Origin of the sequence: Brevundimonas sp., from assembly GCF_004210735.1 — a bacterium.
GTDB lineage: Bacteria > Pseudomonadota > Alphaproteobacteria > Caulobacterales > Caulobacteraceae > Brevundimonas.
The window spans coordinates 32,050-53,605 of sequence record NZ_SDZL01000007.1 but is presented as its reverse complement, the minus strand read 5'-3'; the positions used below and the strand labels follow the sequence as shown (position 1 = coordinate 53,605).

Annotated in this window: 33 protein-coding genes and 2 pseudogenes; 8 read left to right on the top strand and 27 right to left on the bottom strand. The window is 68.1% G+C overall.

The features are described from left to right. The 24 genes from EON91_RS02715 to EON91_RS02600 all read right to left on the bottom strand — a co-directional run bounded on the left by EON91_RS02715 (window position 1) and on the right by EON91_RS02600 (window position 14,835). Window positions 1-186, bottom strand: coding sequence for a hypothetical protein (locus EON91_RS02715; protein WP_292091430.1), 186 nt, complete (start codon window positions 184-186; stop codon window positions 1-3). 71 nt (window positions 187-257) lie between these two features. Next, window positions 258-617 carry a hypothetical protein gene (locus tag EON91_RS02710; protein ID WP_292091429.1) on the bottom strand — a complete coding sequence of 120 codons (360 nt, stop codon included), beginning with the start codon at window positions 615-617 and terminating at the stop codon, window positions 258-260. After that, window positions 617-1,042, bottom strand: coding sequence for a phage tail tube protein (locus EON91_RS02705; protein ID WP_292091428.1), 426 nt, complete (start codon window positions 1,040-1,042; stop codon window positions 617-619). The genes EON91_RS02710 and EON91_RS02705 overlap by 1 nt, the downstream gene beginning before the upstream one ends. A gap of 11 nt (window positions 1,043-1,053) precedes the next feature. After that, window positions 1,054-1,449 carry a DUF3168 domain-containing protein gene (locus tag EON91_RS02700; RefSeq protein WP_292091427.1) on the bottom strand — a complete coding sequence of 132 codons (396 nt, stop codon included), beginning with the start codon at window positions 1,447-1,449 and terminating at the stop codon, window positions 1,054-1,056. Beyond that, a complete protein-coding gene (locus EON91_RS02695) occupies window positions 1,449-1,892 on the bottom strand; it encodes an HK97 gp10 family phage protein (RefSeq protein ID WP_292091426.1) in 444 nt (147 codons plus the stop codon). Before EON91_RS02695 ends, EON91_RS02700 begins: the two co-directional genes overlap by 1 nt. Then, window positions 1,892-2,212 (bottom strand): phage head closure protein, encoded by a 321-nt coding sequence (locus tag EON91_RS02690; RefSeq protein ID WP_292091425.1) that lies wholly within the window; start codon window positions 2,210-2,212, stop codon window positions 1,892-1,894. The genes EON91_RS02695 and EON91_RS02690 overlap by 1 nt, the downstream gene beginning before the upstream one ends. Window positions 2,213-2,221: 9 nt before the next feature. Further along, window positions 2,222-2,800 (bottom strand): phage head-tail connector protein, encoded by a 579-nt coding sequence (locus EON91_RS02685; protein WP_292091424.1) that lies wholly within the window; start codon window positions 2,798-2,800, stop codon window positions 2,222-2,224. Continuing rightward, entirely contained in the window at window positions 2,800-2,982 is a 183-nt protein-coding gene (locus EON91_RS02680; RefSeq protein WP_292091423.1) for a hypothetical protein, read from the bottom strand. The genes EON91_RS02685 and EON91_RS02680 overlap by 1 nt, the downstream gene beginning before the upstream one ends. A gap of 46 nt (window positions 2,983-3,028) precedes the next feature. Beyond that, window positions 3,029-4,285: a phage major capsid protein gene (locus EON91_RS02675; RefSeq protein WP_292091421.1), complete on the bottom strand. Its 1,257-nt coding sequence runs from the start codon at window positions 4,283-4,285 to the stop codon at window positions 3,029-3,031. Window positions 4,286-4,339: 54 nt separating this feature from the next. Then, complete coding sequence (locus EON91_RS02670; protein WP_292091419.1) at window positions 4,340-4,918, bottom strand: HK97 family phage prohead protease; 579 nt, start codon at window positions 4,916-4,918, stop codon at window positions 4,340-4,342. Beyond that, window positions 4,915-6,156 carry a phage portal protein gene (locus EON91_RS02665; protein WP_292091418.1) on the bottom strand — a complete coding sequence of 414 codons (1,242 nt, stop codon included), beginning with the start codon at window positions 6,154-6,156 and terminating at the stop codon, window positions 4,915-4,917. Before EON91_RS02665 ends, EON91_RS02670 begins: the two co-directional genes overlap by 4 nt. Then, on the bottom strand, window positions 6,153-7,817 hold the full coding sequence (locus EON91_RS02660) for a terminase TerL endonuclease subunit (RefSeq protein WP_292091417.1): 1,665 nt from the start codon (window positions 7,815-7,817) through the stop codon (window positions 6,153-6,155). The genes EON91_RS02665 and EON91_RS02660 overlap by 4 nt, the downstream gene beginning before the upstream one ends. 5 nt (window positions 7,818-7,822) lie before the next feature. After that, entirely contained in the window at window positions 7,823-8,365 is a 543-nt protein-coding gene (locus EON91_RS02655) for a phage terminase small subunit P27 family (RefSeq protein ID WP_292091415.1), read from the bottom strand. A 252-nt stretch (window positions 8,366-8,617) separates the two neighbouring features. Next, on the bottom strand, window positions 8,618-9,019 hold the full coding sequence (locus EON91_RS02650) for a hypothetical protein (protein ID WP_292091413.1): 402 nt from the start codon (window positions 9,017-9,019) through the stop codon (window positions 8,618-8,620). Between the two features lie 90 nt (window positions 9,020-9,109). Further along, window positions 9,110-9,931 carry a hypothetical protein gene (locus EON91_RS02645; protein ID WP_292091411.1) on the bottom strand — a complete coding sequence of 274 codons (822 nt, stop codon included), beginning with the start codon at window positions 9,929-9,931 and terminating at the stop codon, window positions 9,110-9,112. Next, entirely contained in the window at window positions 9,924-10,901 is a 978-nt protein-coding gene (locus EON91_RS02640) for a helix-turn-helix domain-containing protein (RefSeq protein ID WP_292091410.1), read from the bottom strand. The genes EON91_RS02645 and EON91_RS02640 overlap by 8 nt, the downstream gene beginning before the upstream one ends. Next, complete coding sequence (locus EON91_RS02635; RefSeq protein ID WP_292091408.1) at window positions 10,898-11,167, bottom strand: hypothetical protein; 270 nt, start codon at window positions 11,165-11,167, stop codon at window positions 10,898-10,900. Before EON91_RS02635 ends, EON91_RS02640 begins: the two co-directional genes overlap by 4 nt. Continuing rightward, complete coding sequence (locus EON91_RS02630; protein ID WP_292091406.1) at window positions 11,164-11,397, bottom strand: hypothetical protein; 234 nt, start codon at window positions 11,395-11,397, stop codon at window positions 11,164-11,166. The genes EON91_RS02635 and EON91_RS02630 overlap by 4 nt, the downstream gene beginning before the upstream one ends. Further along, window positions 11,394-12,431: a DNA methyltransferase gene (locus tag EON91_RS02625; protein WP_292091404.1), complete on the bottom strand. Its 1,038-nt coding sequence runs from the start codon at window positions 12,429-12,431 to the stop codon at window positions 11,394-11,396. Before EON91_RS02625 ends, EON91_RS02630 begins: the two co-directional genes overlap by 4 nt. A 104-nt stretch (window positions 12,432-12,535) precedes the next feature. Beyond that, window positions 12,536-12,889, bottom strand: a complete 354-nt coding sequence (locus EON91_RS02620; RefSeq protein ID WP_292091402.1) for a hypothetical protein — start codon at window positions 12,887-12,889, stop codon at window positions 12,536-12,538. Further along, the gene (locus EON91_RS02615; protein ID WP_292091401.1) at window positions 12,886-13,509 is read right to left on the bottom strand and encodes a hypothetical protein; all 624 of its coding nucleotides are present in this window, start codon (window positions 13,507-13,509) and stop codon (window positions 12,886-12,888) included. Before EON91_RS02615 ends, EON91_RS02620 begins: the two co-directional genes overlap by 4 nt. Before the next feature lie 11 nt (window positions 13,510-13,520). Beyond that, the gene (locus tag EON91_RS02610; protein WP_292091399.1) at window positions 13,521-13,925 is read right to left on the bottom strand and encodes a hypothetical protein; all 405 of its coding nucleotides are present in this window, start codon (window positions 13,923-13,925) and stop codon (window positions 13,521-13,523) included. After that, window positions 13,922-14,380, bottom strand: a complete 459-nt coding sequence (locus EON91_RS02605) for a hypothetical protein (RefSeq protein WP_292091398.1) — start codon at window positions 14,378-14,380, stop codon at window positions 13,922-13,924. Before EON91_RS02605 ends, EON91_RS02610 begins: the two co-directional genes overlap by 4 nt. Continuing rightward, window positions 14,377-14,835 (bottom strand): hypothetical protein, encoded by a 459-nt coding sequence (locus tag EON91_RS02600; RefSeq protein ID WP_292091396.1) that lies wholly within the window; start codon window positions 14,833-14,835, stop codon window positions 14,377-14,379. The genes EON91_RS02605 and EON91_RS02600 overlap by 4 nt, the downstream gene beginning before the upstream one ends. Window positions 14,836-14,876: 41 nt before the next feature. On the opposite strand from EON91_RS02600, the gene EON91_RS02595 reads away from it, so the two are divergent. Further along, complete coding sequence (locus EON91_RS02595; protein WP_292091395.1) at window positions 14,877-15,305, top strand: nuclease; 429 nt, start codon at window positions 14,877-14,879, stop codon at window positions 15,303-15,305. Window positions 15,306-15,542: 237 nt separating this feature from the next. Here the strand turns inward: EON91_RS02595 and EON91_RS14675 are convergent. Beyond that, window positions 15,543-15,629: pseudogene (locus EON91_RS14675) on the bottom strand (hypothetical protein); the annotation flags it as partial. Between the two features lie 93 nt (window positions 15,630-15,722). Between EON91_RS14675 and EON91_RS14670 the strand changes: the two are divergent. Beyond that, the gene (locus EON91_RS14670) at window positions 15,723-16,112 is read left to right on the top strand and encodes a helix-turn-helix domain-containing protein (RefSeq protein WP_366250155.1); all 390 of its coding nucleotides are present in this window, start codon (window positions 15,723-15,725) and stop codon (window positions 16,110-16,112) included. A 57-nt stretch (window positions 16,113-16,169) separates the two neighbouring features. Here the strand turns inward: EON91_RS14670 and EON91_RS02585 are convergent, their stop codons facing one another. After that, window positions 16,170-16,511 carry a hypothetical protein gene (locus EON91_RS02585; RefSeq protein ID WP_292091393.1) on the bottom strand — a complete coding sequence of 114 codons (342 nt, stop codon included), beginning with the start codon at window positions 16,509-16,511 and terminating at the stop codon, window positions 16,170-16,172. Between the two features lie 73 nt (window positions 16,512-16,584). After that, the gene (locus EON91_RS02580) at window positions 16,585-16,854 is read right to left on the bottom strand and encodes a hypothetical protein (protein ID WP_292091392.1); all 270 of its coding nucleotides are present in this window, start codon (window positions 16,852-16,854) and stop codon (window positions 16,585-16,587) included. Window positions 16,855-17,101: 247 nt separating this feature from the next. On the opposite strand from EON91_RS02580, the gene EON91_RS02575 reads away from it, so the two are divergent. The 6 genes and pseudogenes from EON91_RS02575 (at window position 17,102) to dnaN (ending at window position 21,554) form a co-directional block, all read left to right on the top strand. After that, complete coding sequence (locus EON91_RS02575; protein ID WP_292091391.1) at window positions 17,102-17,377, top strand: hypothetical protein; 276 nt, start codon at window positions 17,102-17,104, stop codon at window positions 17,375-17,377. An 88-nt stretch (window positions 17,378-17,465) separates the two neighbouring features. Next, window positions 17,466-18,098, top strand: a pseudogene (locus EON91_RS14665) (ParB N-terminal domain-containing protein); the annotation flags it as partial. Window positions 18,099-19,187: 1,089 nt separating this feature from the next. After that, entirely contained in the window at window positions 19,188-19,649 is a 462-nt protein-coding gene (locus EON91_RS02565; RefSeq protein ID WP_292091458.1) for a MucR family transcriptional regulator, read from the top strand. Next, window positions 19,649-20,056 (top strand): hypothetical protein, encoded by a 408-nt coding sequence (locus tag EON91_RS02560; RefSeq protein WP_292091389.1) that lies wholly within the window; start codon window positions 19,649-19,651, stop codon window positions 20,054-20,056. Before EON91_RS02565 ends, EON91_RS02560 begins: the two co-directional genes overlap by 1 nt. Further along, the gene (locus EON91_RS02555; RefSeq protein ID WP_292091386.1) at window positions 20,056-20,418 is read left to right on the top strand and encodes a hypothetical protein; all 363 of its coding nucleotides are present in this window, start codon (window positions 20,056-20,058) and stop codon (window positions 20,416-20,418) included. Before EON91_RS02560 ends, EON91_RS02555 begins: the two co-directional genes overlap by 1 nt. Then, window positions 20,415-21,554 (top strand): DNA polymerase III subunit beta, encoded by a 1,140-nt coding sequence (gene dnaN / locus EON91_RS02550; RefSeq protein WP_292091385.1) that lies wholly within the window; start codon window positions 20,415-20,417, stop codon window positions 21,552-21,554. Before EON91_RS02555 ends, dnaN begins: the two co-directional genes overlap by 4 nt. Window positions 21,555-21,556 lie beyond the last annotated feature (2 nt).

The following is a 21,556-nucleotide window of genomic DNA, read 5'->3' as shown; positions in this document are numbered from 1 at the left end:
TCACATGAACATTCGCTTGATGTTGGCCAGCAACTCATCCGGGGCTTGGCTCCGGACGCGACGGCGCCGTCCCAGCAACTTGTCCAGGGCGGGAAATTTCTTCAGGCGGGGCAGGGCGGCGATGTGCCAGGCCAGCCAGGCCCGATTTTGCTGGGCGGATTCGGCCGCCCGCCCCTTGGCGGCCATGGCGATGGCGTAAAGGCGGGGTGTTTGCTGCCAGAAGGCGTCAGGATCGAACCCCGCCTCGACCCAAAGGCCTAGCGCGCGCTCCCAGCACCAGACTTCCGGGGCTGCTGTCGAGGGCGCGCGGCCTCCTTACCCCCCGTGGCCTGGGGGAAGGCCGCGCTGAAGGCCTTCGCGACCAGTTCGCCGGCCTCATCCAGCCCCAACTGGTGGATCAGCAGACCCGCCCCCCGCTCGTCGATACTCGGATGATGCTGGGCGAGGCCCGCGTGAAAGACCCGGCGGATAGCCGAGGGCTTCTTGAGCTCGGCGCGCCCGTCCATCAGGCCCGGAAGGTCATCTTCCAGGTCGCACAGGACATTGAAGTCCAGAAGCAGGGTGTAATCCTGCCCATCGACACTGAACGGCGTCTCGCCGCGAACCGGGTTCGCCATCAGGCGACCCCATCGTCATAAACGGGCTTGCCCGTGACCTTCAACGTCGCGCTCATGCCCATCTTGTCGTCCACCACGACATCGTCCAGCTCAATGTCGGTGACGATGGCGCTGAACGTGATCGTGCCGGTGCCCGGCAAGGTGATCTTGAAGGTTTCGACGTCGCCGGCGAACAGCTCCTCCAGCACCGTCGCGCCCGCCTCGGTGTAGTTGAACGTCAGGGTCGATTCCCCGCCATCGCGCAGGCTGCCGATGAACTCGCGATAGCCGTCGGGCGACGCCATATGGGTCGTGTCGATGGTCTCGCGCGACTTGTTCGGCGGCGTGACGGCCAGCAACTCCCCGATGCCCGCAAAGGTCGACGGGGCGGTGGCCAGATATTGAACGGACGCGCCAAAACCGGCGCGCGCGGCGGATGCAGCCATTGCGGATCTCCTCAGGAAGCAGCGGCGTGATGGACCATCAGGTCCAGGGACGTTCGGAAGACGGGCTTGCCCGCTTCCTCGAAGCTGTCGTCGCGCTCAGCGATAGACAGAATGACATCAAAGCGGACAGCGCCCCGACTGAAGGCGCGGGCGGTCAGGGCCGTCTCAACGGCGCGCGCCAGCGACTTCGCGGCGGCATAGCTTGCCGCCCAGCAGTCTACCTGGACACGTGCCTGGACCACGCCCGAGGCGCCGCCATGGTGAACGTCGGGCGTGCGATCGATGACGTGCAGGACGATGGCGGGCAAGGCCTCCCCCTGGGGCCGCCGAACCCAGTTGATACGCTTGACGACCTTGGCCTTGACGCTCGGGGCGGCCAGCAGTTCGGCGATCAGCGCACTTTCCATCAGCTACCCCTTGCGGCCGAGCGTGCGGCTTTCCGCGCCAGCCGATCAGCCGCCTTGGAGATCTCGGCCCACAGGTCTTCGCCGACCCCTTCGGGAATGGCGTCGGCCTCCGCGTCCCATGACGGCCGGGCAAACGCCTGGGGCGCATGATTGACGGTCCCGAACTCCTGCAACACGCCTTGCGGGTTCCGTCCCGGCCCGGCGTGCGCCTCGACAGTGGACTGCTTGCGGTAACGCTTGGTCGGGCTCTTCGTCGTGACCGTGATGCTCTCGACCAGGTCCGCGTCATCGACCGGCGCCCGCTGGCGCATGGCCTCGGCGACCGGCTGCAGACGGGCGAACGCCACGCGCCGCAGGACGTTCTTTCCGGTTGCCTTCGGCAGTGCGCCGAGGGCCTCTTCCAGGGCGCGCAACCCCTCGATCTTGATCCGGGCGCCCGCCATCAATCCACCGCCGCGACGGTATCGATCTCGGTCACGACCCGACGCCCCAGTTCGCGCGGCGGCGCGACGATCTCATAGACGACGCCGTCATATACAAGGCGATCCTGCACCGTCAGGTCAGCGCGATACCGGATATGGAACGACATGACCGCCGCCCCCGCCACCTGGGCGGCGGCGAACCGCTCGTTGCCCCGGTTCGGCCGGGCCTGCGCCCAAACCGTCGCCACGTCGGCCCACACCTTCACCGGCTCGTTCATCTCATCCCGCGTCTCGGTGAAACGCTGGATGGTGACGCGCCGCTCAAGCTTCCCTGCCTGCATGCCGCGCCCCTAGACCAGATGGATCTTGTGATTGGCCAGCAGAGCTTCCACCGACGCCACAGCAGGGATGCGGCCTGCGACCGAACCGACCTGCACCGTCTCACGATGCGCGTAGAAATCGCCGATCAGCAGCTTCAGGGCCGCCATCACCTCCGCGGGTTGGACGCCCGCCTCCCCGTAGCCGGCGACAACCGACACAGTGATCAGCGATCCGGCTTCACGGGCGGGCCAGGCCCGGCCGCTTCGCAGCACAATGGCCGATTCCAGGCCATGAAGACGGACCTCATAAGCGTCGGCCGCAAGGGCCGCGTCGGCGCCCGCGCTGTCGCGATAGGTGATCGTCAGAACCTCCGACACCGGACCGATCGGCAGGTGTCCCAAATCCTCCCAGGTGTCAGCCGTCAGGACCAGCTCCTGAGTGACCATCCGCGTGCCCGTGAGGCTTTCGACATGTCCCCGCGCGGCGGCGATATGGAGCGCGATCAGCTCGTCCTCGACCGTGTCGTCGACCTTGAGGTGCGCCTTCGCGCTTTCTAGGTCGATCGGTTCGACCTCGGGCGGGGTGACGACGACGGGCGAGCGCCACATCAGGCGCGGGTCTCCGGCGGCGGCGTCTTCACCGTCCGCTCGACCTTCTCTTCCACGACCGGCACGGCATAGCCATGCTCGATCAGGCTGAGGGCGTCGGACTTGCTGAACGCGTCGGTGACGGCGCCCGGGGCGACCGAAATCGTCGGGCCTTCGAAGCCCGCCAGCATCTTGATTTTCATGACAGTAGCCGGGGCGGGCCGCAGCCCGCCCCGCTCCCTGGAGGGTTTAGGAGGCCTTCAGGATCAGGTGCTTCACAGCACCCGCCTGGGCCAGCTCGCCGTCGAAACGGATCAGGCCGGCGATCCCCAGATCGGGCCAGAAGCGTTCGCGCAGCACGCCGATGATCGGCGACCCGACCTTGCGCACCCAGTATTTCTTGAAGTCGCCGAACAGGATGGCCTTCGCCGCCGCGGCGATGTCGGCCATGTCCTGGTTGATGTGATAGGGGCGCCCGTTCAGCGTGCCCGGCGCGCCGCCCTTCACATCGCCCTGCTGCCAGATGTAACGGCCTTCCAGATCCTTCAGCTTGCGGATCGCCTTGAAGGTCTGGTCGTTCAGCATGTAGCCGACGCCCGGCGCCTTGCGGTAAGCCGGGTCGACCGAGTGTTCCAGGTCGATCAGCTCGTCGAAGGTGATGGCCGTGGTGGCCGCAGCGGTTACGCCCAGCGAAGAAGCGGTGACGATGCCGTTCGGCGCCGACGACCCGGTGCCGATGGTCAGCTGCTTGTTGGCGATGCGGGCCAGGCGTTCGCCCAGTAGCTCGCCCAGCAGCGCTTCCATGTTGAAGATGCTGTCGGCCTCCAGCAGCCACGACCAACGCACGAACTCGGTATCGAAGGCATAGGCGTCCAGCGACTTCTGGCCGAAGGTCACGTCCTTGCCGCCGTCGTCAGTCAGGGCCGTGTTTTCGGTATGGGCCTCAGCCGTGCTGCCCGTGTCGTCAACGGTCGGCAGCTTCAGAGGATTGCCGCCCGAGGTCGTGAGGACGCGGCAGATGTCGCTGTCATACATCGGCCCCCAGGCCTTCATGGCCTTTTCGATCTCGCCCAGCAGTTCGGTCGGCACGGTGTACCCGCCCGCCGTGGTGGTGCCGGCGGTCTGGGCGCGGAACTCCGCAACACCCTTCTGCAGCACCTGGCGCTCCTCGGCCGTCAGGTCCGACGGCGACACGCCGCAGACGACCTTGGCGAAGACCTGGCGGTATTCGATCTTGCCGTCATCGCCGCGCTGTTCCTGGCCGTCCGGGGGCGTCGGGCGGCGCTGTTCGCGCAGTTCGTTGGCGCGCTGTTCGACGCGCTCCATGCGCTCTTCGCGCTCGATCAGCTTGTCGATGCGGTCGTGCTCGGCCATGGCTGCGTCGTGCTGGGTTTCCAACTCGGCCGCGCGCGACTCGTCGGTGTTGGCGTTGATCTGGTCCAGGCGTTCGCGGGCTTCGGCCACCAGCTGGGCCTGCTTCTCCCGCAGTTCGATGATGCGCGACATGGGGTGCTCCTATGTTGTCGCTGACAGGGTTCGGACGAGCGCGGGAGCGCTGCCTTACTCTCGGCCTTTCAGGTCGAGGGAAACCTTCATGCGAAGCCGACGCGCCGCATGACTGAAGTTGTGGGACCGGCGTTCCTTGCGCGCTGCATCCAGCGAGCGCAGCGCGATGGTCGTGTCGCCGTAAGCAGGCTGGGCCGTGGGCGAGATCTCCCGCAGCTCCGCCTTGTGGATCGTGCGGGTCGGAGGCTCGGTCGTATCGTCCCAGGTTTCCTTGATCGCCCGGAAGCCAAACGAGGTGCCGCGAATGTCCCCCCTGCCGACAGAGACAGCCAGGTCCCGCCCGTCCGAGGTGTCGGGCAGGTCGATTTCATAGGACACCCCGCGCTCATCCTCGGACAGTCGAAGCGTGCCGGCCGTCGTGCGACCCAGAACCCGGTTCCGGTCATGGCCGAAGAACGCCAGAACATCGCTCGCGATCGATCCTGAGAAGGCGCCGGGGGCAAAGACTTCCTTGAAGCTGTCGCCGATCTCGGTGGCGCTGTTGTAGGTGATGCCCAGCCCGCCGACGCGAGCGCCGTCATCAGACGATCGGCTCTCCAACGAACCAACCAGCGCGCGGGTCTCAAGGGTCATTCGGCCTCTCCATCTTCTTTCGGGGTAGGGGTTCCGGACTGAGGCTGCGCCCCAAGAGGAACCGTGGCGCCTTGGATGTAGAGCTGGTCCCCGCCGCGCTTCGGCGGCCGGTTCTCGTATGCCCGCGCCTCGTCGGGCGTCAGGATCGCCGTCTGGACGCCGCGCGCCAGCGCCTCCATTCGGCTCTTCAGATCGCCGCGCTCTAGGCCGCCCAGATTGTGTTCGACGTAGCGGCGGTTCCGGCGGGGCCCGAACAGCTTCAGATTCAGCTCGTCTTCCAGCGCCTTGGCCCAGGCGCTGATCAGATGCTTGGCCAGGAACAGATCCTGCTGCTCCGTGTTCGTGAACGTCCCGTGCGTCAGGTCCTGAAGGAAGACCGGCGGCAGGCCCCACACGCGCGAAAACTCTTCGACCTGGAAGCGCCGAGCCTCGGTCATCTGCCCCTTGTCGGGCTCGAACCCGACAGGCTTCAGTTCATAGCCGGCGGGTATCGGAAACACCGGTTCGTTGTTGGCCTTCGCCGCGTCGATGGCCCGCTTGATGTCGGCCTGCGCCCGACGTACCGCATCGGCGCCTGACGGCATCGGCCCGGTCAACGCCAAGGGCGGGACGCCCCCGCCGGCGAAGAAGCCGCTGGCGTAGTCGCCCAGCGACAGCGCCAGCTGAATGGCCTTCGACGCCATCACGAAAGGGCTATGGCTGCTGAGCTGATCGGACTTCAGCAGGAACGGAACGTCGATGATATCCGACGCCGGATAGGCCCGGCCGCCATAGTGATAGACGCGGCGTCCCTGGACGCGCTGCACGACGGTCGTGCTCGCATCCATCGGCCACAGGCTCAGGATCTTGGGGCCGGCCCGTTCGATATACAGCAGGCCCCGACCGGGCGCACTGAACACCTGTGACCAGAAATAGCGGCGGGCCGCGAAGCTCGACCACTCGTCGTTCATGGCCTCGTTCAGAACCTTCGACAGGTCCGATCGGTCGCGCTCGACCCCGGCCTCGCCCTTGTCCTTGAACAGGTGCAGGGGCAGGTTCGCCAGCGCGCTGGACAGGAAGGTCACGGCCGCCGCGACGGCTGGCACGGTCATGGCACTGTCCGGCGTGACCGGCGGCAGATTGACCGCGCCCTGGCCGAGGAAGAACGCCAGGAAGTCCTTGCTGCTGACCGGAACCGTGGGGTTCTCGATGCTCGCAGCCCGCGTTTCACCACGCCGGAAACGGTCGAAGAAGCTCATGCCGCCCCCGCCAGAGAGAAGTTCGGATCGTCCCAGGGCGAGGCCGCAAGCCCGCCGCCGTCATCCGCCACCGCCAGCGCCAGCCCCGTCACAAGGGCGGCGATGCCGTCGATCCGTTCAGTCGATTTTGCCTTGGACGGCTTGATGTTGCCGGCGGCGTCCGTCTCGATCGCCACGTTCTGCGCGCACCAGCGCAGCACGGGATGGCCGCCGTGGGCCAGCGCCTGGTCCAGCAGCAACCGCTCCAGCTCTTTCGACGGACCCGACAACGTCAGGAAGCCCTGGCGAACCTGTTCGCAGGGCATGCCCTCACCGGTCAGCTGGATCATCACCTGCATGGCGTTCCAGGGATCGAAGCCGACCCGCTGGAACTGGAACATCTCCGCGTCGGCCCGCAGCTGGGCTTTCACGAACTCATAGTCGACGACGTTCCCCTCGGTCGGGGTCAGGGCGCCTTCGCGGACCCACTTGTCATAGGGCACCCGGTCCCGGCGCACACGCTCCGCGATCCGCTCGCGTGGCAGATAGAAGCGCGGCAGGAACGCCCACGTCCGCCCCTCTTCTTCGGGCGGAAACACCAGCAGCGACGCCGTCAGATCGGTCGTCTGCGACAGGTCGTTGCCGACGAAACACCGTCGCCCGCGCAGGCTTTCTGCCAGCTCGGACCAGTGAATCGGCCCCGCGCACGCATCCCACTTCTCGATCGACAGCCAGCGGACGGCCTGTTCGGTCCAGAGGTTCAGGTGATAGCGCTTGAAGTCGTTCTCCAGGCGCGGGCTCTCCCGCGCCTTGCGGCACTCCGCTTCCAGATACTCACGCTTGACGCTGACGCCCAGGTTCGGATTCGCCTGCGCCCACACCGCCGGATCGGTCCAGTCCGCCTCCGGCGGCACGGCGTAGATGACGACCAGCGTGTCCGGATCGTCGATCGATCCGTCCTGAACTTTCAGGCAGTAATCCCAGGTCTCCCAGCCGTAGCCGATCCGCTCGCCGGCCGTCGAAATCAGGAACTCAAGCGGCTGGCGCCGCGCGGCCGAGGATTGGTGAACGAAGGTGTAGAGGTCCCCGTTCGGCCATTCGTGGATCTCGTCCCCGACCAGTCCCGACATCGACAGACCGTGCTTGCCGGTCGGCGATCCCGACAGCGGCTTGAACGCCGCGCCCAGCTCCGCGCAGTAGATCGACGGCTTGAAGCACTCCAGGTGCTCCGACAGCAGCGGCGACAGGTTCACCATCGCCACCGCCTTGCGGAAGACGAGGCTGGCCTGGTCCTTGTCCTTGGCGATCGAATAGACCTGACCGCCCGGCTCCGCGTCGCCGATCAGCGCCAGCAGCGCGACGCCGGCGGCCAGCTCCGTCTTGCCGTTCTTTCGCGGCACCCAGACGATGGCGCGCCGATAACGCCGCGTCCCGTCCGCTCGCTTCCAGCCGAACAGCGGCCGGACAATGTCACCCTCCTGCCAGCCCTCCAGCCGGAACGGCCGCCCCGCCCACTCGCCCTCGGTCAGCCGAAGGTTGTTGTGGAAGAAGGCGACCGCCGCGTCTGCGGCCCGCTGGTCGAACCAGTATTCGCCTTCGACCCAGCAACCCCGCTCGACCGACCACGTCGCTTTGCTCCCGACGCCCAGCGGGCGGTCAGGCGTCCCGACCTTGAGGACCATGCGGTCTAGTTCAGCAGCCCGATCGTGCGCGCCGGCGCCTCGGCCTCGTCCGTCTTTGACGAACCGGGTTCGGGGCGCGAGCCAAACAGATCACCCGCCGGATCCGGCGTCGTGGCCCTGGATGCGAACAGACGCTGCCGCTCGGCCGGGTTCAGCCCGAACCGATCTTCCGCCGAGATCAGCTGACGCTCCAGCCGGTCGCCGATCATGTAGGCCGGGTCCGGACGGCGCACAGTCCCGCTGGCCGTCACGATCTCATAAATCTCGCCCTCGGTGTCGAGGCGCTCCTGCATCTTCAGCCACCGCGCGAAGTTCCGGCAGTAGCGCCCGAACGCTTCCGCATCGACCGGCGTCAGCAACTTCAGCAGCTCTAGGCGCGGCGACAGCCGATCCCAAACCTTGAGCCCATCACCCTTCAGCCAGGTCGGCGGCTGCACCGCTCCCGGTCGCGCCGGCTGCACCACAGGATCGACACCGATACGGCGGCGGCTGGGATTGCCCTTGGCCACCTTCACCGACGCGGGGTCGGGCTTTCGTCCCCTCGCCATGAAAGGTCTCCCAAAAAATTATTCCGGATATTCGCGCCCAAAGATTTTGGTTGCCCCCGCCGGTCCCTAACCGAAAGGTTGGAGAGATCGACCCACCCCCCTCCCCGGCGGGGCGGAGGGCAGGGGTCCGGGCGTTGCTGCCTTGCCTGCCTAACTCGGCGAGCCTTGGCGGGGTCTCAGGTCCCCAGCTCGCCTCCGCGCCACAGGTAGCTTCTCGCTCTAAGGTCAGCCGTGTTTCGCGGCCTCGCCCGGTCAGGTCCCGCGCAGGATCGGCGCGGATGAAGGAGGAAGCGGCGGCAGGCCCAGCCTGACCGCCAGGTTGTCGAGAGCCATTCGGCCCTGTCGCTCCAGCCGCTGCTTGAACCCGTCGTGGCAGGGCTTGCAGCAACTGATCCAGTAGGTGCGGTTCCAGAACAGCGCCTGGTCCCCGCGATGCGGATAGAGGTGATCCGTCAGCGTCGCCGCCGTCACTTCGTCGATCAGTTCGCAGTAGCGGCACAGCGGTGATGACCGCAGATGACCGCGCGACGCCCGATCCCATGCCGAGGTGTATCCCCGCTCGCGGGCCGACCCTCGCCGGGCGTCTGATGCGCGGTTCGTGTCGCGCCGGGTCACGGCGTTGGCGGGTCGGAATGTCGGAGGAAGGGAGGGCATCAGGCCGACCCGTCGTCGGGAGGGGGAGCGACCGGGGGAGCGCGTCGCTCCGTTCCAGTCGCACCTCTCGAACGTGTCGAGTCCATGCGCTTAGCGTTCCTGATTCGCAAGCAGGTCTTCCAAGGGGAGCACGACAACGCTGGCCACGACCGCCAGGGCCTGCCGCAGACGTGCCCGGTTCAAACCGTTGGCATCACCGCCTGCACCCAGGGAACGGATCGTCTCGCCACGCCCGGCGACGGCGTCCAGCACCGCTACAACCCTGTTGTCGCCGAGGCGTCGTCCGATCTCCGTCCGATAGACGAGGGCCGCCCCGCGATCCAATCCGGCCCACACCAGCCTGTCGCTGCTGACCGCCTGCCGCGTGCTCCGCTCCGGATCGCCGAGACTGCTCCCCAGGGGAGCAAGCCCCGCCTCATAGAGGGAGCGGTATCGCAACGCCGTCTGCCGCTCCCCGTCCGACAGCCCGCCCGCGCGCCACAGGCTCTCAACCCCGTCCACGCGGCTGACCCGGCGGACCGTCGTCACCTTGATCATCGCCTCGCCCTGGTGGCGCATCACCCCGCCAAAGCGGTCGCGGATGAACTCGGCCTGTTCGATGTCTCCGACCTCGACCTCGGCCCCGGTTCGCCTCAGGCGCTCGACCGTGTCGGCGATCCCGGCCTCGACCGCCTCGGCCTCATTCTCGCCCGCCAGCTGCTGCTCGACACGGCGCACCAGGGCCGCCGCCTGCCGCCGCTGCTCGACCGATCCCGAGGCCAGCATCGCCGCCCGCATCAGCGCCGTCTGCTGCCAACGGTTCAGCGCCCGCCCGCCCACGCGCGTCTCGACCACTTCGGCCTCAACAACAGGCTTCGCCATGCGGCCCACGGCGGCGACCATCATCCGGGCCGCGCTCGATCCCTCAGCCATGACGCACCGCCGGTCCCGCATGCTCGACCGAGACCCCGATGGCCTTCAGCGCTCGCCCCGCCCCGTCGATCAACCGCGTGGCGGCGACGCTGGTGGCGGCCTGGACGACCCGGCGCGTCTCGTCCCAACGGGCCGGGTTCAGGTAGCTGGCGGCCCCCGCATCGCCCATGGCCGACACCACCACGTCGCGAACCTGACGCGGTCCCGACCAGCCCGCCGCGACCGGCGCCTGGGCCAGGGCGTCGTCATCGGGAAGCCAGACTTCGAACCGATCCTCGTCCAGCCAGCGGTCCAGGTTCATCGCCCTGTCGCGGGCGAAGTCGGGGTCGCGCGCCACGGCGGCCCGCACCGCGCTCAGCAGCCGCTCGGGCGTCATGGCCGACCGCTCCATCGCCGCCAGCCACGCCCGCTCGACCTGACGAGGGCTGACCCGCTCGGGGGCCTTGGCCGCCCATGCCCATATCGCCGCCTCGCGCTCGCGCGCACCCGCTAGAGGTTTAACCTCTTGAGGTATTTCCTTCCCTATTTGGGTGACACCCGTGTCACCGGGCGGGGTGACACCCGTGTCGTCTTGGGGTGACACCCGCGTCACCCCGCCGCCGTCCCTTGGGGTGACACCCGCGTCACCCCGCGCCGCCGCCGCGCGTTCGGCCTTCAGGCGGCGAATGGTGCTGGCGTGACCCGTATCCAGCGGCATCCGATAGATGGGATACAGCCGGCCCATATAGGTCTTCTTGGCCCCCGTTTCGATCAGCAGGCCCATGCCCTTCAGCGCCCTAAGTCCCCGCTGGACCGTCCGCTCCGACACGTCGCATTCCAGCGCCAGCACCGGCACGGCGGCCCAAACCTCGCCCTCGGCGTCGGCCCAGGCGGCGATGGTCTTCAGCACGTCCTTGGCGTTCCGGTCGCGGTTGCCCTTGGCGTCCCGACACTCCTGCGCCTTGGCCCAGGTCACGGCCACGTCGCTCATGACCACCTCCCCAGCGCCGGCATGGGCGCAGCCGCGATCATGCCGCCAGCCGCCGTCAGCGCGGCCGCCTCCAGCAACTGGATCGAGCCGTCCAGCTGCGTCAGCTCGACCAGCATCTGGGTCAACAGCGCCTGGCGGTACGCCGGATCATCCCGGCGCAGATCGTCGTCCGCCATCGCCGCCGCCCGCGCCTCGCGCACGCGGCGGCGCTCTTCGCGCAGCACATTCAGGGACGCCTCATGCTCCCCGCCCGTCGACACGCTCACAACCACCCCCGGTCCCGCGCCAGCCAGCGCGGCATGGTCCAGACATTCTCGTCGCGGCCCACGCCGCGCCTCACTTCGGATTTCGGAACCCATCGCGCCCCGCGCCGGTCGATCCCCTTGGCCAGCAGCCATGACGCCGGCCGCTCGTCGTGCACGGTCATGGTCATCGACACCGGCGAATGGTCGTCGCCGGGCGCGTCAAAGGCGGTGCCGAACAGGTCTAACGTCATGCGGCCATTCCCTTGGATGCGTCGCTCAGGCGGCGTTCAATGTCGGCGCAAAACTGGGGCTCGCGCTCGATCAGCATTGAGCGCTGACCTTCCAGCAGAGCCGCCTCTCCCGTGGTTCCTGAACCGGCGAACGGGTCCAGGATCATCGCGCCTGGGGGAGCGATCAGCCGGCAGACCCATCGTTTGAGGTTGACCGGCTTCACGGTCGGATGGCGGCTTCCGCGTCGCTCCGCCGCCGTCGCCTTGGCGCAGTAGAAGAACCGGGCTGCAGACCCTGTATCGCCGCGCGGCGAGGACGGAGGCCGGCCGCCGAATGCACGGTAAACATTGTTCGTCAGCGCGCTCGGCTCATCGCCCGTCACCGCACCCTGCTGCCCCGGCGCGGTCGGGAAGGCCGATGCGACCTCGGCCGACCCGTCATGCATCAGGTTGGCCGGCCACCGCCCCCGGGCGTCGCCGCCGCGTGGTCCAGGCGCCAACGTGTAGGTGGTAGATCCCGATTTCGAGTAACGCCGCTGAGCCGAAGCCTCTCCCTCGCGCGATACCCCGGCATGGCCGCCCTCAACCCGGCAGGCGTCGATATTCAGCGCGCCGACGCCCCAGCGCCTCAGGTTCTGCGCGACGGTCCCATCCAGCGGCTTTTGCGCCAGGACGATGGGTTCAAAGGCGGGCTTCAACGCCGTGCCCCAGCCGTCCCATTCCCCGCGCTGGTTATGCGATTTCGGAAAGCCCGTTCCGTAAACCCACGCCAGCTGATCGCGGATGATGAAGCCGGCGTCCTCGATGGCGCAGGCCAAGCGGTGAACAGTGCGCGTCCCGCCGAACGCCGCCAGGTGCGCGCCGGGCTTCAGGACGCGCAGAACCTCGGCCCAGAAGGCCGGATCAAACGCCGTTTCGCCCGTGTCCCACGTCTGCCCCATGAAGCCGGCCGAAGCGCGGGAATAGACCCCGCTGGCGCCGATCTTGGCCGTTGCCGTCCCTTCGCCGCCGAACCGCTTGACGATACTGACCAGCGCATAGGGCGGGTCTGTCACGCATCCGTCGATGGAGCATGACTCAACACCGCGCAGCACATCGCGACTGTCACCACAGATCAGATCTGCGCGGCCAGCGTATGCGGCCCGCCCCCCGGCATGCGTCATCGCCGGCGCACCGCGCTGAACGCCGCGATCGCCTGAAGCGGATCGGTGAACGACTGCCAGCGCAGGGCCGCGAACCCTTCCGGGTCGTGGTCGGCCGCCGCCATGCCCAGAACCGTCGGCTCGCAGCTGACGCGCTCGGCCCCATACAGCCGCCCGTCCTTCAGCCGGACGCCCAGCACGAACCCCTCGCAATCCACGACCGCGACGGGCCACGCCATCCAGATCCCTTGGGTGGCGTTCAGGCACGCCACGATGATGTCGCCGGGCCAGCACCCGATGGGCTTGTCCTGTTTCGCGTCCGCGTCCGGCGCGGGGCGTCGCGCGACCAGATCGATGATCTCCGCGCTCATGCCGCCTGCCTCCCGCCGTCGCTGATCGCGACTTCCAGCGCCTCGGGCGACACGTCGAACAGCTCGGCCAGGTCATCGACCGGCACTCCGCGCGCGACATAGGCGCGGCTCCACCGGGCGATGGGCGCGGTCACGGGCTTCAACCGCACCGTCCCGGTGCGAACCGGGTTCGTCGGGCGCGGGCGTCTGCGCGGCGGTTCCGTCAGGGGCGGCGCGACGCCGAACGCTCTCGCCGCCACCGGCGCCGGGCTGTCGGCCCCGCCATCCTCGCGATCAGCGCCGGCCTTATGCTGATCCGTCGCCGTTTCAGCCGCCGGGGACAGAGGGGCGGATGGCCCTTCCGGCGGCAGGGCCAATCCGGCCGCCGCCAGATCCTGCATCACCAACGCGACCTGGTCGTCCGACACCCGCGCCCGGTCCAGCGATGACGGCGCCACCTTGCCCCGCGACAGCTTCAACAGGCGCGCCGCATCGGCGGGCCGGACGTTCAACCCGGTGATGAAGGCGGCGGCGGCGATCTGGCGCGCGCGCCCGCCGCCATGCTCGAACACGCGATCCGGCGCGATCCCCACGATCTTGCTCGCGGCGACCAGCGCGACCGCCGCATGCGCAGCGGTCAATCCCCCCGACATCATCCATACACCTCCGGTCGGCCCTGGTGGGCGCGCTGAAAATCCCGCTGCGCCAGCCGGTGCAGCTCATCGTCCAGAAACGCGCCCAGCGCCGTCACCGACGGGGCCAGCTGACGCCGCCCCTCGGCCGCCTGTCGTGCGAACGCCCCGGCCGCCAGGGCGAACGCCTTGGCGGCATCCGCCACCGTCGAACCGGCTTCGCGGTCCAGCGCGCCTGTGCTGGCCGACTGCGTCCGCCGCGCCAGGGTCATCAACCGGAACTCGACCTCATGCCCGCTCGCCGCTATCTCCAGATCCGACACGCACTGCCCGGCCAACAACACCAGGCCCCGCCAATCGGCGCGGCTGGTCGTCGCGGCGGACCGCGTCGGTTTCGTCTTTTTCCAGGCCGGCCGCGTGCTCATGCCGCCTCGCGTTCCGGACGCAGGTCCGCGATATGGGCCACCCGCACCACGCCCTCCGGCGTCAGGGCGAACCCGCGACCCGACGCGGGCGCGAATGTGATCCCAAGGGTCGCTGCGCGCCGCCGCGCCTCGACCACGGCGACATAGGCGCCGCCCCCGCCGATGATCCCGCGCGTCAGCGATTCGGTCGCCACCCGCCCCGCGTTCGCGTGCCACAGGCGCGCGACGATCAGCGCCGATTCCTCGTCCAGCCCGGCCCGGCGCAGTGCGCGCCGCACCATCTCCCGCGGGCTTTCCGCACGCACCGGCACGACACCGCCAGTCCAGGCCGCATCGTGGTGACGGCGCAGATCATGTTCGGTCACGCCCGCCATCCGCGCGATGGCGGACCAGCTGCATCTCAGCGCGCGCTTCTCGATCACGAAACCGACGGGCACATCGACGGCGCGGGTCATCGGACCCCCCGCTTCAACAGGGGCTCCAGCACCGACGCGACCTGATCCAGTTCGGCCTTGCCCCGTTCGACCAGCGCATACAGGGCGGCGGCCTCGGCCGGATTGACGTCGTCATCGGCCATCGCCTCACGGCATCCGGCCTGCAACCGCGCCGCCAGTTCGGTCACGTCGCTGGCCTCGTCGCGCAGATTGCCGACCGTCGCCGCGTCGGGCCGCGCCTCGACCAGGGCGCGTGAAATGATCGGCTGGCCGCAGAACTCTTCCAGCGACCACTGGATATCCAGCGGCAGCATGTCCGGCGCCAACGGGTTCTGGCACCGCGACAACTGCTTGACCGAATACGGGCGGCACAGCTCCGCGCAGGCGGCCGAGGCGGCGTCCAGGCCGCCGCACGCGTCGATCAGACGACGCGTCTTCAGTTTCAGCCAGTTGCGGCGACCCTCGGGCGTCATCATGCGGGTGCCCCACGATGGCGCTCAGGTGCTAGCGTGGCCGCATGATCCGACTCGCCGCCGTGACCCTTCTGTTCGTCGCCGTCGCTGGGACGGCCTCTGCCGACCCCTGCAAACGCATCCCTGATCGCGGGTCTATGCCGCCCGAGCTGCGCGCGGGTCACAGTTTCAGCGGCCCGGTCGTCTATGTCGGTGACGCCGACAGCCTGTGCGTAGAGACCCTGCCAGGCAGAGGGGGCGAGGGCTGGGTCGAGGTCCGTTTGGCCGACTTCTTCGGACCCGAGCTGAACGATACCGGCGGCCGAGAGGCGCGCCGCGCCTTGATCGACATTGCCATGGGCCGAACGGTTACCTGCATTACCGGCCGACGATCCTACGACCGCGTTGTTGCCCGCTGTGCCCTTGATGGTGTCAGTCTCGGCGACCTGATGCGCCGGCGTGGTGTCCCGGAGGGTGGTCGGGGACGGACCTGACGAACTGAGTAAGTTTGTTCGCGAGACGTTCTCGGCGGGATTCTCGGCGCCAAGCGCGGCCGTTGCGGGCAAGTTGTCTTCATGACAGCAGTTCCCACGCTCCCGCTCATCGTGAAACCCAACAACGAGCGCGACATCAGCGTTCAGCTGCGCGGCGGGGATACGTCCGCTGGAGAGTTGCTCGATCGCCAAGGCGACACGGACACTGGGCTCCTCACACCCCCGCTCGATTTGGCTGATCTGACCCTTGCTCTTGAGCCCGAGCAGCGCAGCAAATGCCTCTTGAGAGAGGCCAAGCTCTTTGCGGAGATCGACGACAAACATGGGCAAAGGTTTGCACATGCCGAACTTTCCGACAAGCCAAATGTTCGGCATGGCCGGACTGACGCGCCGGGCGCGGGTTTGCATACTCCGAACATGGCTCAGAAACCCCGCAAATCGCGGCCCGCAGAAGTGTACGAGGAGTATCGCGCCCGAAGCGGCTGGTATCTTGCCGCGTGGCGTGACTATGCCGGGCTCACGCTTGAAGATCTGGCTGACGAGCTGGGTCGGTCCAAGGGCTACATTTCGGACCTTGAAACTGGCGCAACCAGGACGGGGCGGCCACCGACGCGTTTCAATCGAGATCTGGTCGAGCAGGTTGCTCTAGTGGTCCACACAACCGGCGGGCGCCTCATCGATGTGAACCCTTTCACCGCATGGGAAGGCGCCGAGCAGTTCGAAGCGACGATCCGGCGCCTGGGGCCGGAAGACAGACAGGCTGTGATTGATATGGCCGAACGATTAGCCAGCCGACTTGCGAGCTAACATTCCAAATGAGAACGGCGGTCCGTCAGGACCGCCGTTCTGCTTTTGTGATGGCGCTCAGGAAGAGCAGCGCTGCATGACATTGCGCTCGAGGGCGATCTGCTCGCCTTTTGCCTGAGCTAACTCGCCTTCCACGCCCCCGCCAAAGACTGAGCCGACAGGGATAAGAGCCAGGAACACACCGGCCGTGTCCGCCAGGGCCGCATTGTTCTGGCGCTTGGACAGCGCGGTCACCCTCTCACGGGTTAGTTGGAGCTGAGTCCGTGCGTCGGCGCACGAAAGGCCCGAAAAGTCCGTGGCGGACACGGCGACCGGCGCGACCCCGCTGGCCCGCGTCGCGCAGGCAGACGTGGATAAAGAGGCAGCGCACAGCGCCGCCGCGATGGCGATATTCTTCATTGATCCCTCCCAGGAATATCGCAGCCCCCCGGCCACGATTGCGCGAACGATAGGCTTCAACTGAGGCGGGTGTCTAGGCTGCATCATCCAGCCACGGGTCGCGGCCGTCCGGATCTATCATCATCGCCCCTGCAGGGACGTTGCCAATCACCTGCAAGATCTCGGGATCGTCAAAGATGTTGGCCTCCAGGTCGGCGCTTTGCTGGAAAACCAGAACGCCGTCGGCCGAACGCGCGAGGATCGCGCCTCCCTCTTCCGCGTCCAAAGCACAAAGGAAGGGATAGCGCTCGGCTGGCCGGCCGCTTCTGAACACCTGGGCACAGTAATGTAGCTGACGCGGCATGCGTCCGATCCTCCATTCCTGGTGACTTTTCCGCACGCCGACCGCTTAGAGTCGAGTCTCCCCTCGCGACCCTACGTCCGATAACGACGGATGAAGGTTCGGCAATGGCGAACATTTCTCTTGTGGTCGTGTTCGGCATATGCAAACTTTTGCTCGTCCGCATCGGTCGAGCGCACTTCCTGCTGACACGGCGCTCATCCGGTCCCCCTCGGGGCCGATGCGGACGACCCCTTTCGAGGAGCCATCCATGTCCGACGCCGTGCATGCATCCGCCGCTATCCAGTCCGCCCGCCACTACAGCGCCGGCGCGATTGACGCCCTGTCCATCGCTGACGCCTTCGCCGGCCGCGACGACCGCCGCGCAAACCTGGCGCTGGAAGAGGCGATGGCCGGCCTGACCCAGGCCCGCGACCAACTGATCGCCGCCCAGACCGCCCGCCTGTTCGCCCGCAACCTGCCCGCCGCCGGGCTCGCCCTGGTGATGATGGTCGCGCCCTGGCTGCTGGTCGTGGGGATCGCCTGACCATGCCCGACATCAACGGCATCCACCTGCTGGTCGTCGTGATCGGCCTTCTCGTCCTCCTTTCCATCCCTGTCCGGAGACGCCGCCCATGAGCGCCGCCACCCTGAACAAGCTCGCGGTCGAGAACGCCGCCCTCCTGCGCGCCTTGCGCGACCGCCCCACGGGCGGGTGGGAAACGCTGACCGCCCTCGCCACCCACCTGACCCGCGATCCGTCCAATCTGCGCCGGTCGCTGGATCGCCTGGAAGACGCCGGCCTGGCCGCCTTCAACGCCATGGTCACCGGCCTGACGGCCGAGGGCGAGGCCCAGCTGGCCATGATCGACCGGGCCGAAGGGCAGGGGGGCGACGAACCCGGTTCGCCGTCGGCGGGTCAGGGTGAAATCCTGTTCCTCAACCACGCCCAGATCTTCCCCGATCATCAGAACGCGCGCCGCGACTGGGATAGTGACGAGGCCCGGGACGAACTGGACAACCTGCGACAGGACATCGTCCAGAACGGTCTGTTGCAAAACCTGGTCGTGCGCGGCCCCGATGACATGGGCGGCCTGGTCAAGGTGGTGAACGCCGCCGGTCATCCGGTCCCGCTCTACACCCTGGTCGGGGGCGAACGCCGCTGGCGCGCCATCGGCGAGGCGATGCGCGACGGCGACTGGGCCGAGGACCGCCTGATCCCCTGCCGCCTGCTGGACACCGACGACCTGGGCCACCGCCTGGCCGCCCTGGCCGAGAACCTGCAACGCCGCAACCTGAACCCGATCGAAAAGGCCAAGGCCTTCGAAGGGCTGGCCCTGGCGGGCCTGTCGAACCAGGAGATCGCCGACCGCGTCAGCTCGACCCCCGAACACGTCCAGCAACACCGCCGGTTCCTACAGCTCGACGAAGCCGACCAGCAGCGGATGACCCTGCCCAGGGATGACCAGCGCCGCCTGTCCGTCCGCGACGCCCGCGCCAAGCTGGCGAAGAAGGCGGATGAACCCGCCCCCGCGCCGGTCACCCCGATGACCCGCCTGGCGTGGATCGAACTCACTCACGCCGCCTATAACGAGGGTGAACACTCCAACCTTTGGAACTCGGTTCAGGTCGGGCCCGACGCCCGGGACAGCGCCGAGGGCATGCGCCTGCAAGAGATCGGCGCGGTCGAGTTCTCGACCATGCACCTGCATGGCCCGCGCGCCGGCCGCTTCACGGCCAAGCGCCATTACGACGCGAACAGGGTGCGGATCGACCCGCCCTTCCCGGCGGGGATGTTTGACGGTGACGACGAACGAAACGCCATCCTTCGCGCGGCCCAGGTCGAGGCCCTCGGGGATCAGGCACCCGAATGGCCCGAGAACGATGTCGCCTACGCCACGCCCTGGCTGGCCGACATCGGCGAACTGACGCCTGAGGGCGAGGCGACCCGCGACGCGTTTCAAGCCGCCGACGCAGAGGCCGAGCGCATCCGCGAGGAGAACCGCAGACGGTGGGCCGAGCGCCAACGCGCCTATGCCGAGGCCCGGGCGCGGCACATCCAGCTGCTGAACGCCGCGCGGCAGGCTCCGACGGCGGGCCAGCCGGAAGAGGTCGTCGCCATCGCCGCCGATCTGGATCGGCCCTTCCCGTGGCAGGCCCTGCCGTCCGGCGCGATCGTGGCGGCCAACGGGACCGAGGTGAAGCAACGCCTCTATGGCGCCGCGCCCTCCGATCAGGAGCTGGCCCTCAACGACATGATCGTGGTCGCCGCCAATGCGGCGGCGGGCGTGGTGACGCCGACGCCAAAGGCGCCCGGGGCCGAGGGTCTGAGCGAAGAGGCTTTCCTGAACGAACTGGTGGGCTCGCTTCGCGAACTCCCCGAAGGCGCTGACCTGCCCGACGATGCGGCCGAAACGCTGGCCGCGACCGTCCTCTCGGCCTTCCTCGCCGACAACGGCGTCGCCTTCGGTGACGAGGGCTTCGACTGGTCCGCCGAAGGCGCCTACGCCCTGGCTGTCACCCACTGGGAAGACGCGGCCGAAGCCGAGGAGAGCGAGACTGGCGAGGAGCCAGCGTCCGTCAGCGAGCCCGGCGAACCTGCCGTGCCGATCGACCAGTCCGTCGATCCCGACTTCATCGTCTGCCTGGAGGACGGGCGGAAGTTCAAGTCGCTGAAGCGTCACCTGCGCACCCGTTACAACCTCAGCCCCGAGGAATACCGCGCCAAGTGGGGCCTGGCCGACGACTATCCGATGGTCGCGGCGAGCTACGCCAAGGCCCGGCAAGAACTCGCCGAGAAGATGGGCGCGTCCGCCTGATGCGCGGCCCTCACATCGACGCCGCCGCCCTGCTGGCGGCCCACGGCCACAGCGCCGCCCCCATCACCTTCAGAAAAGGACTCCGCATGGCCGACACCGTCCGCTTTGCCCTGCTGCCCCGCCTGGACGCGACCGTAAAGCCGGTCGTCTTCCCCGACATCCACGCCCTGGCGCGCAAAATCCAGCGCGAGCGCGGCCTGCAAGCCCTGGACATGACCGAGATCGAGGATCTGGAGCTCGCCGGCCGCCCCGACGCCCACCGCGGAGTTCAGATCTACACCCTGGACGACGGCAACAACCGCGACCGCTTCCTCGGCTACGCCTGGCTGGACGGCGGCGGCCTGGAAACCCTCAAGTCCGCCCTGCGCCGCAACCCCGTCGTCATGCCCGACGCGGAGGCCGCGTGATGGGCGCGCTGACCCCCAGCCATCTGGACCTGTCCGACGAAGCCGCCATCACCCAGGCCCGCCACGAACTGCACCGCGCCGTCGATTTCGGCGGTGAGGCAGAGCAGGCGGCGTGGGTCCGCAAGTGGGGCGAGAGCGCGCTGGCCGCTGCCGACAGCGTCGCCGGAGACCACGACGGGGACGCCCCTTGGGTCAACGGCTTCATCAAGAAGCTGCGCGCGGCCCAAGCCGCCGCCGATCAGCTGCGCGCAGCGTTGGGCGAGAAAACCGGCAACCCCGAAGCGGTCAGGGATCGCGCCATCACCGTCGGCCGCCGGATCGACGACCTTGTTGAGTTCTTTGAGGGGGAGCGCGGACTATGAGGCTGACCGTCGAACAGTCGGCGCTTCAGCGCGCCGCCGCCCGGGTCGCGGGCGTGGCCGACCGCAAGGGGGCCATCCCCATCCTGGCGAACCTGATGCTGGACGCTCAGGGCGATCAGCTCTGGATCATCGCCACCGATCTGGACATCGAGATCCGCGAGTTCATACCTGCCGAGGTCGAGACCCCGGGCTCGATCACAGTCAGCGCTGCCACCCTCAGCGAGATCGCCCGCAATGCACCGGCCGGGGCCGAGCTCAGCATCCGGTATGGCCAGGGCGACAACGACCCGCGCGCCCAGGTCCAGTTCGGCCGGTCGCGCTATCAGCTGCCGGTTTTGCCGGCCGGGGACTTCCCCATCTGGGGCGATCTGCACGGCACGGAAACGACGGTCCAGATTCAGGCGCCGGACCTTAAGCGGGTGCTGGACCGCGTCCACTTCGCCCAGTCGACCGAAGGGGCGCGCTATTATCTGAACGGCGTCTATATCGCCCCGCGCGCGACGCCGGACGGCGTGCGCCTGAGGGGCGTCGCCACCGACGGACACCGACTGGCGCTGGATGAATGCCCCCTGCCGGAAGGGTCGGACCTGACGCCGGTCCTGGCGTCACGCAAGACCATCGGCGAAATGCGTCGCCTGCTGGATGGCCTGACGACCCCGGTCGAACTGACAACGTCCAGCGCCGGCCTGCGCCTCCAGACCCCGACCACCCGCCTGACAGCCAAGGCGCTGGACGGTTCCTTCCCCGACTATCAGCGCGTCGTGCCTCGGAAATGGGAACGCCAGATCACCCTGGACCGGGTCATGCTGGCGGCGGCGGTCAAGCGCGTGTCCCTGATCAGCGCCGAGAAGTCGCGATCGGTGAAGTTCACGATCGACGGCGAGACCCTGACCCTCACAGTCCGCAACGCCGAGGCCGGACAGGCCGTGGAAGAGATCGCGATTGACGACGGGGGCGGCCACCTGGAGGCCGGCTACAACGGCAAATACCTGCTGGACGCCCTGGATCAGACCGACGCCAAGCGCGTGGTCCTGCGCGTCACCGACGGCGGCTCGCCCGCCCGTCTCGATCCCCACCCCGATGACCAGGCAGCCGCCAGCGGCGCCCTGTGCGTCATCATGCCCCTGAGGGTTTGACC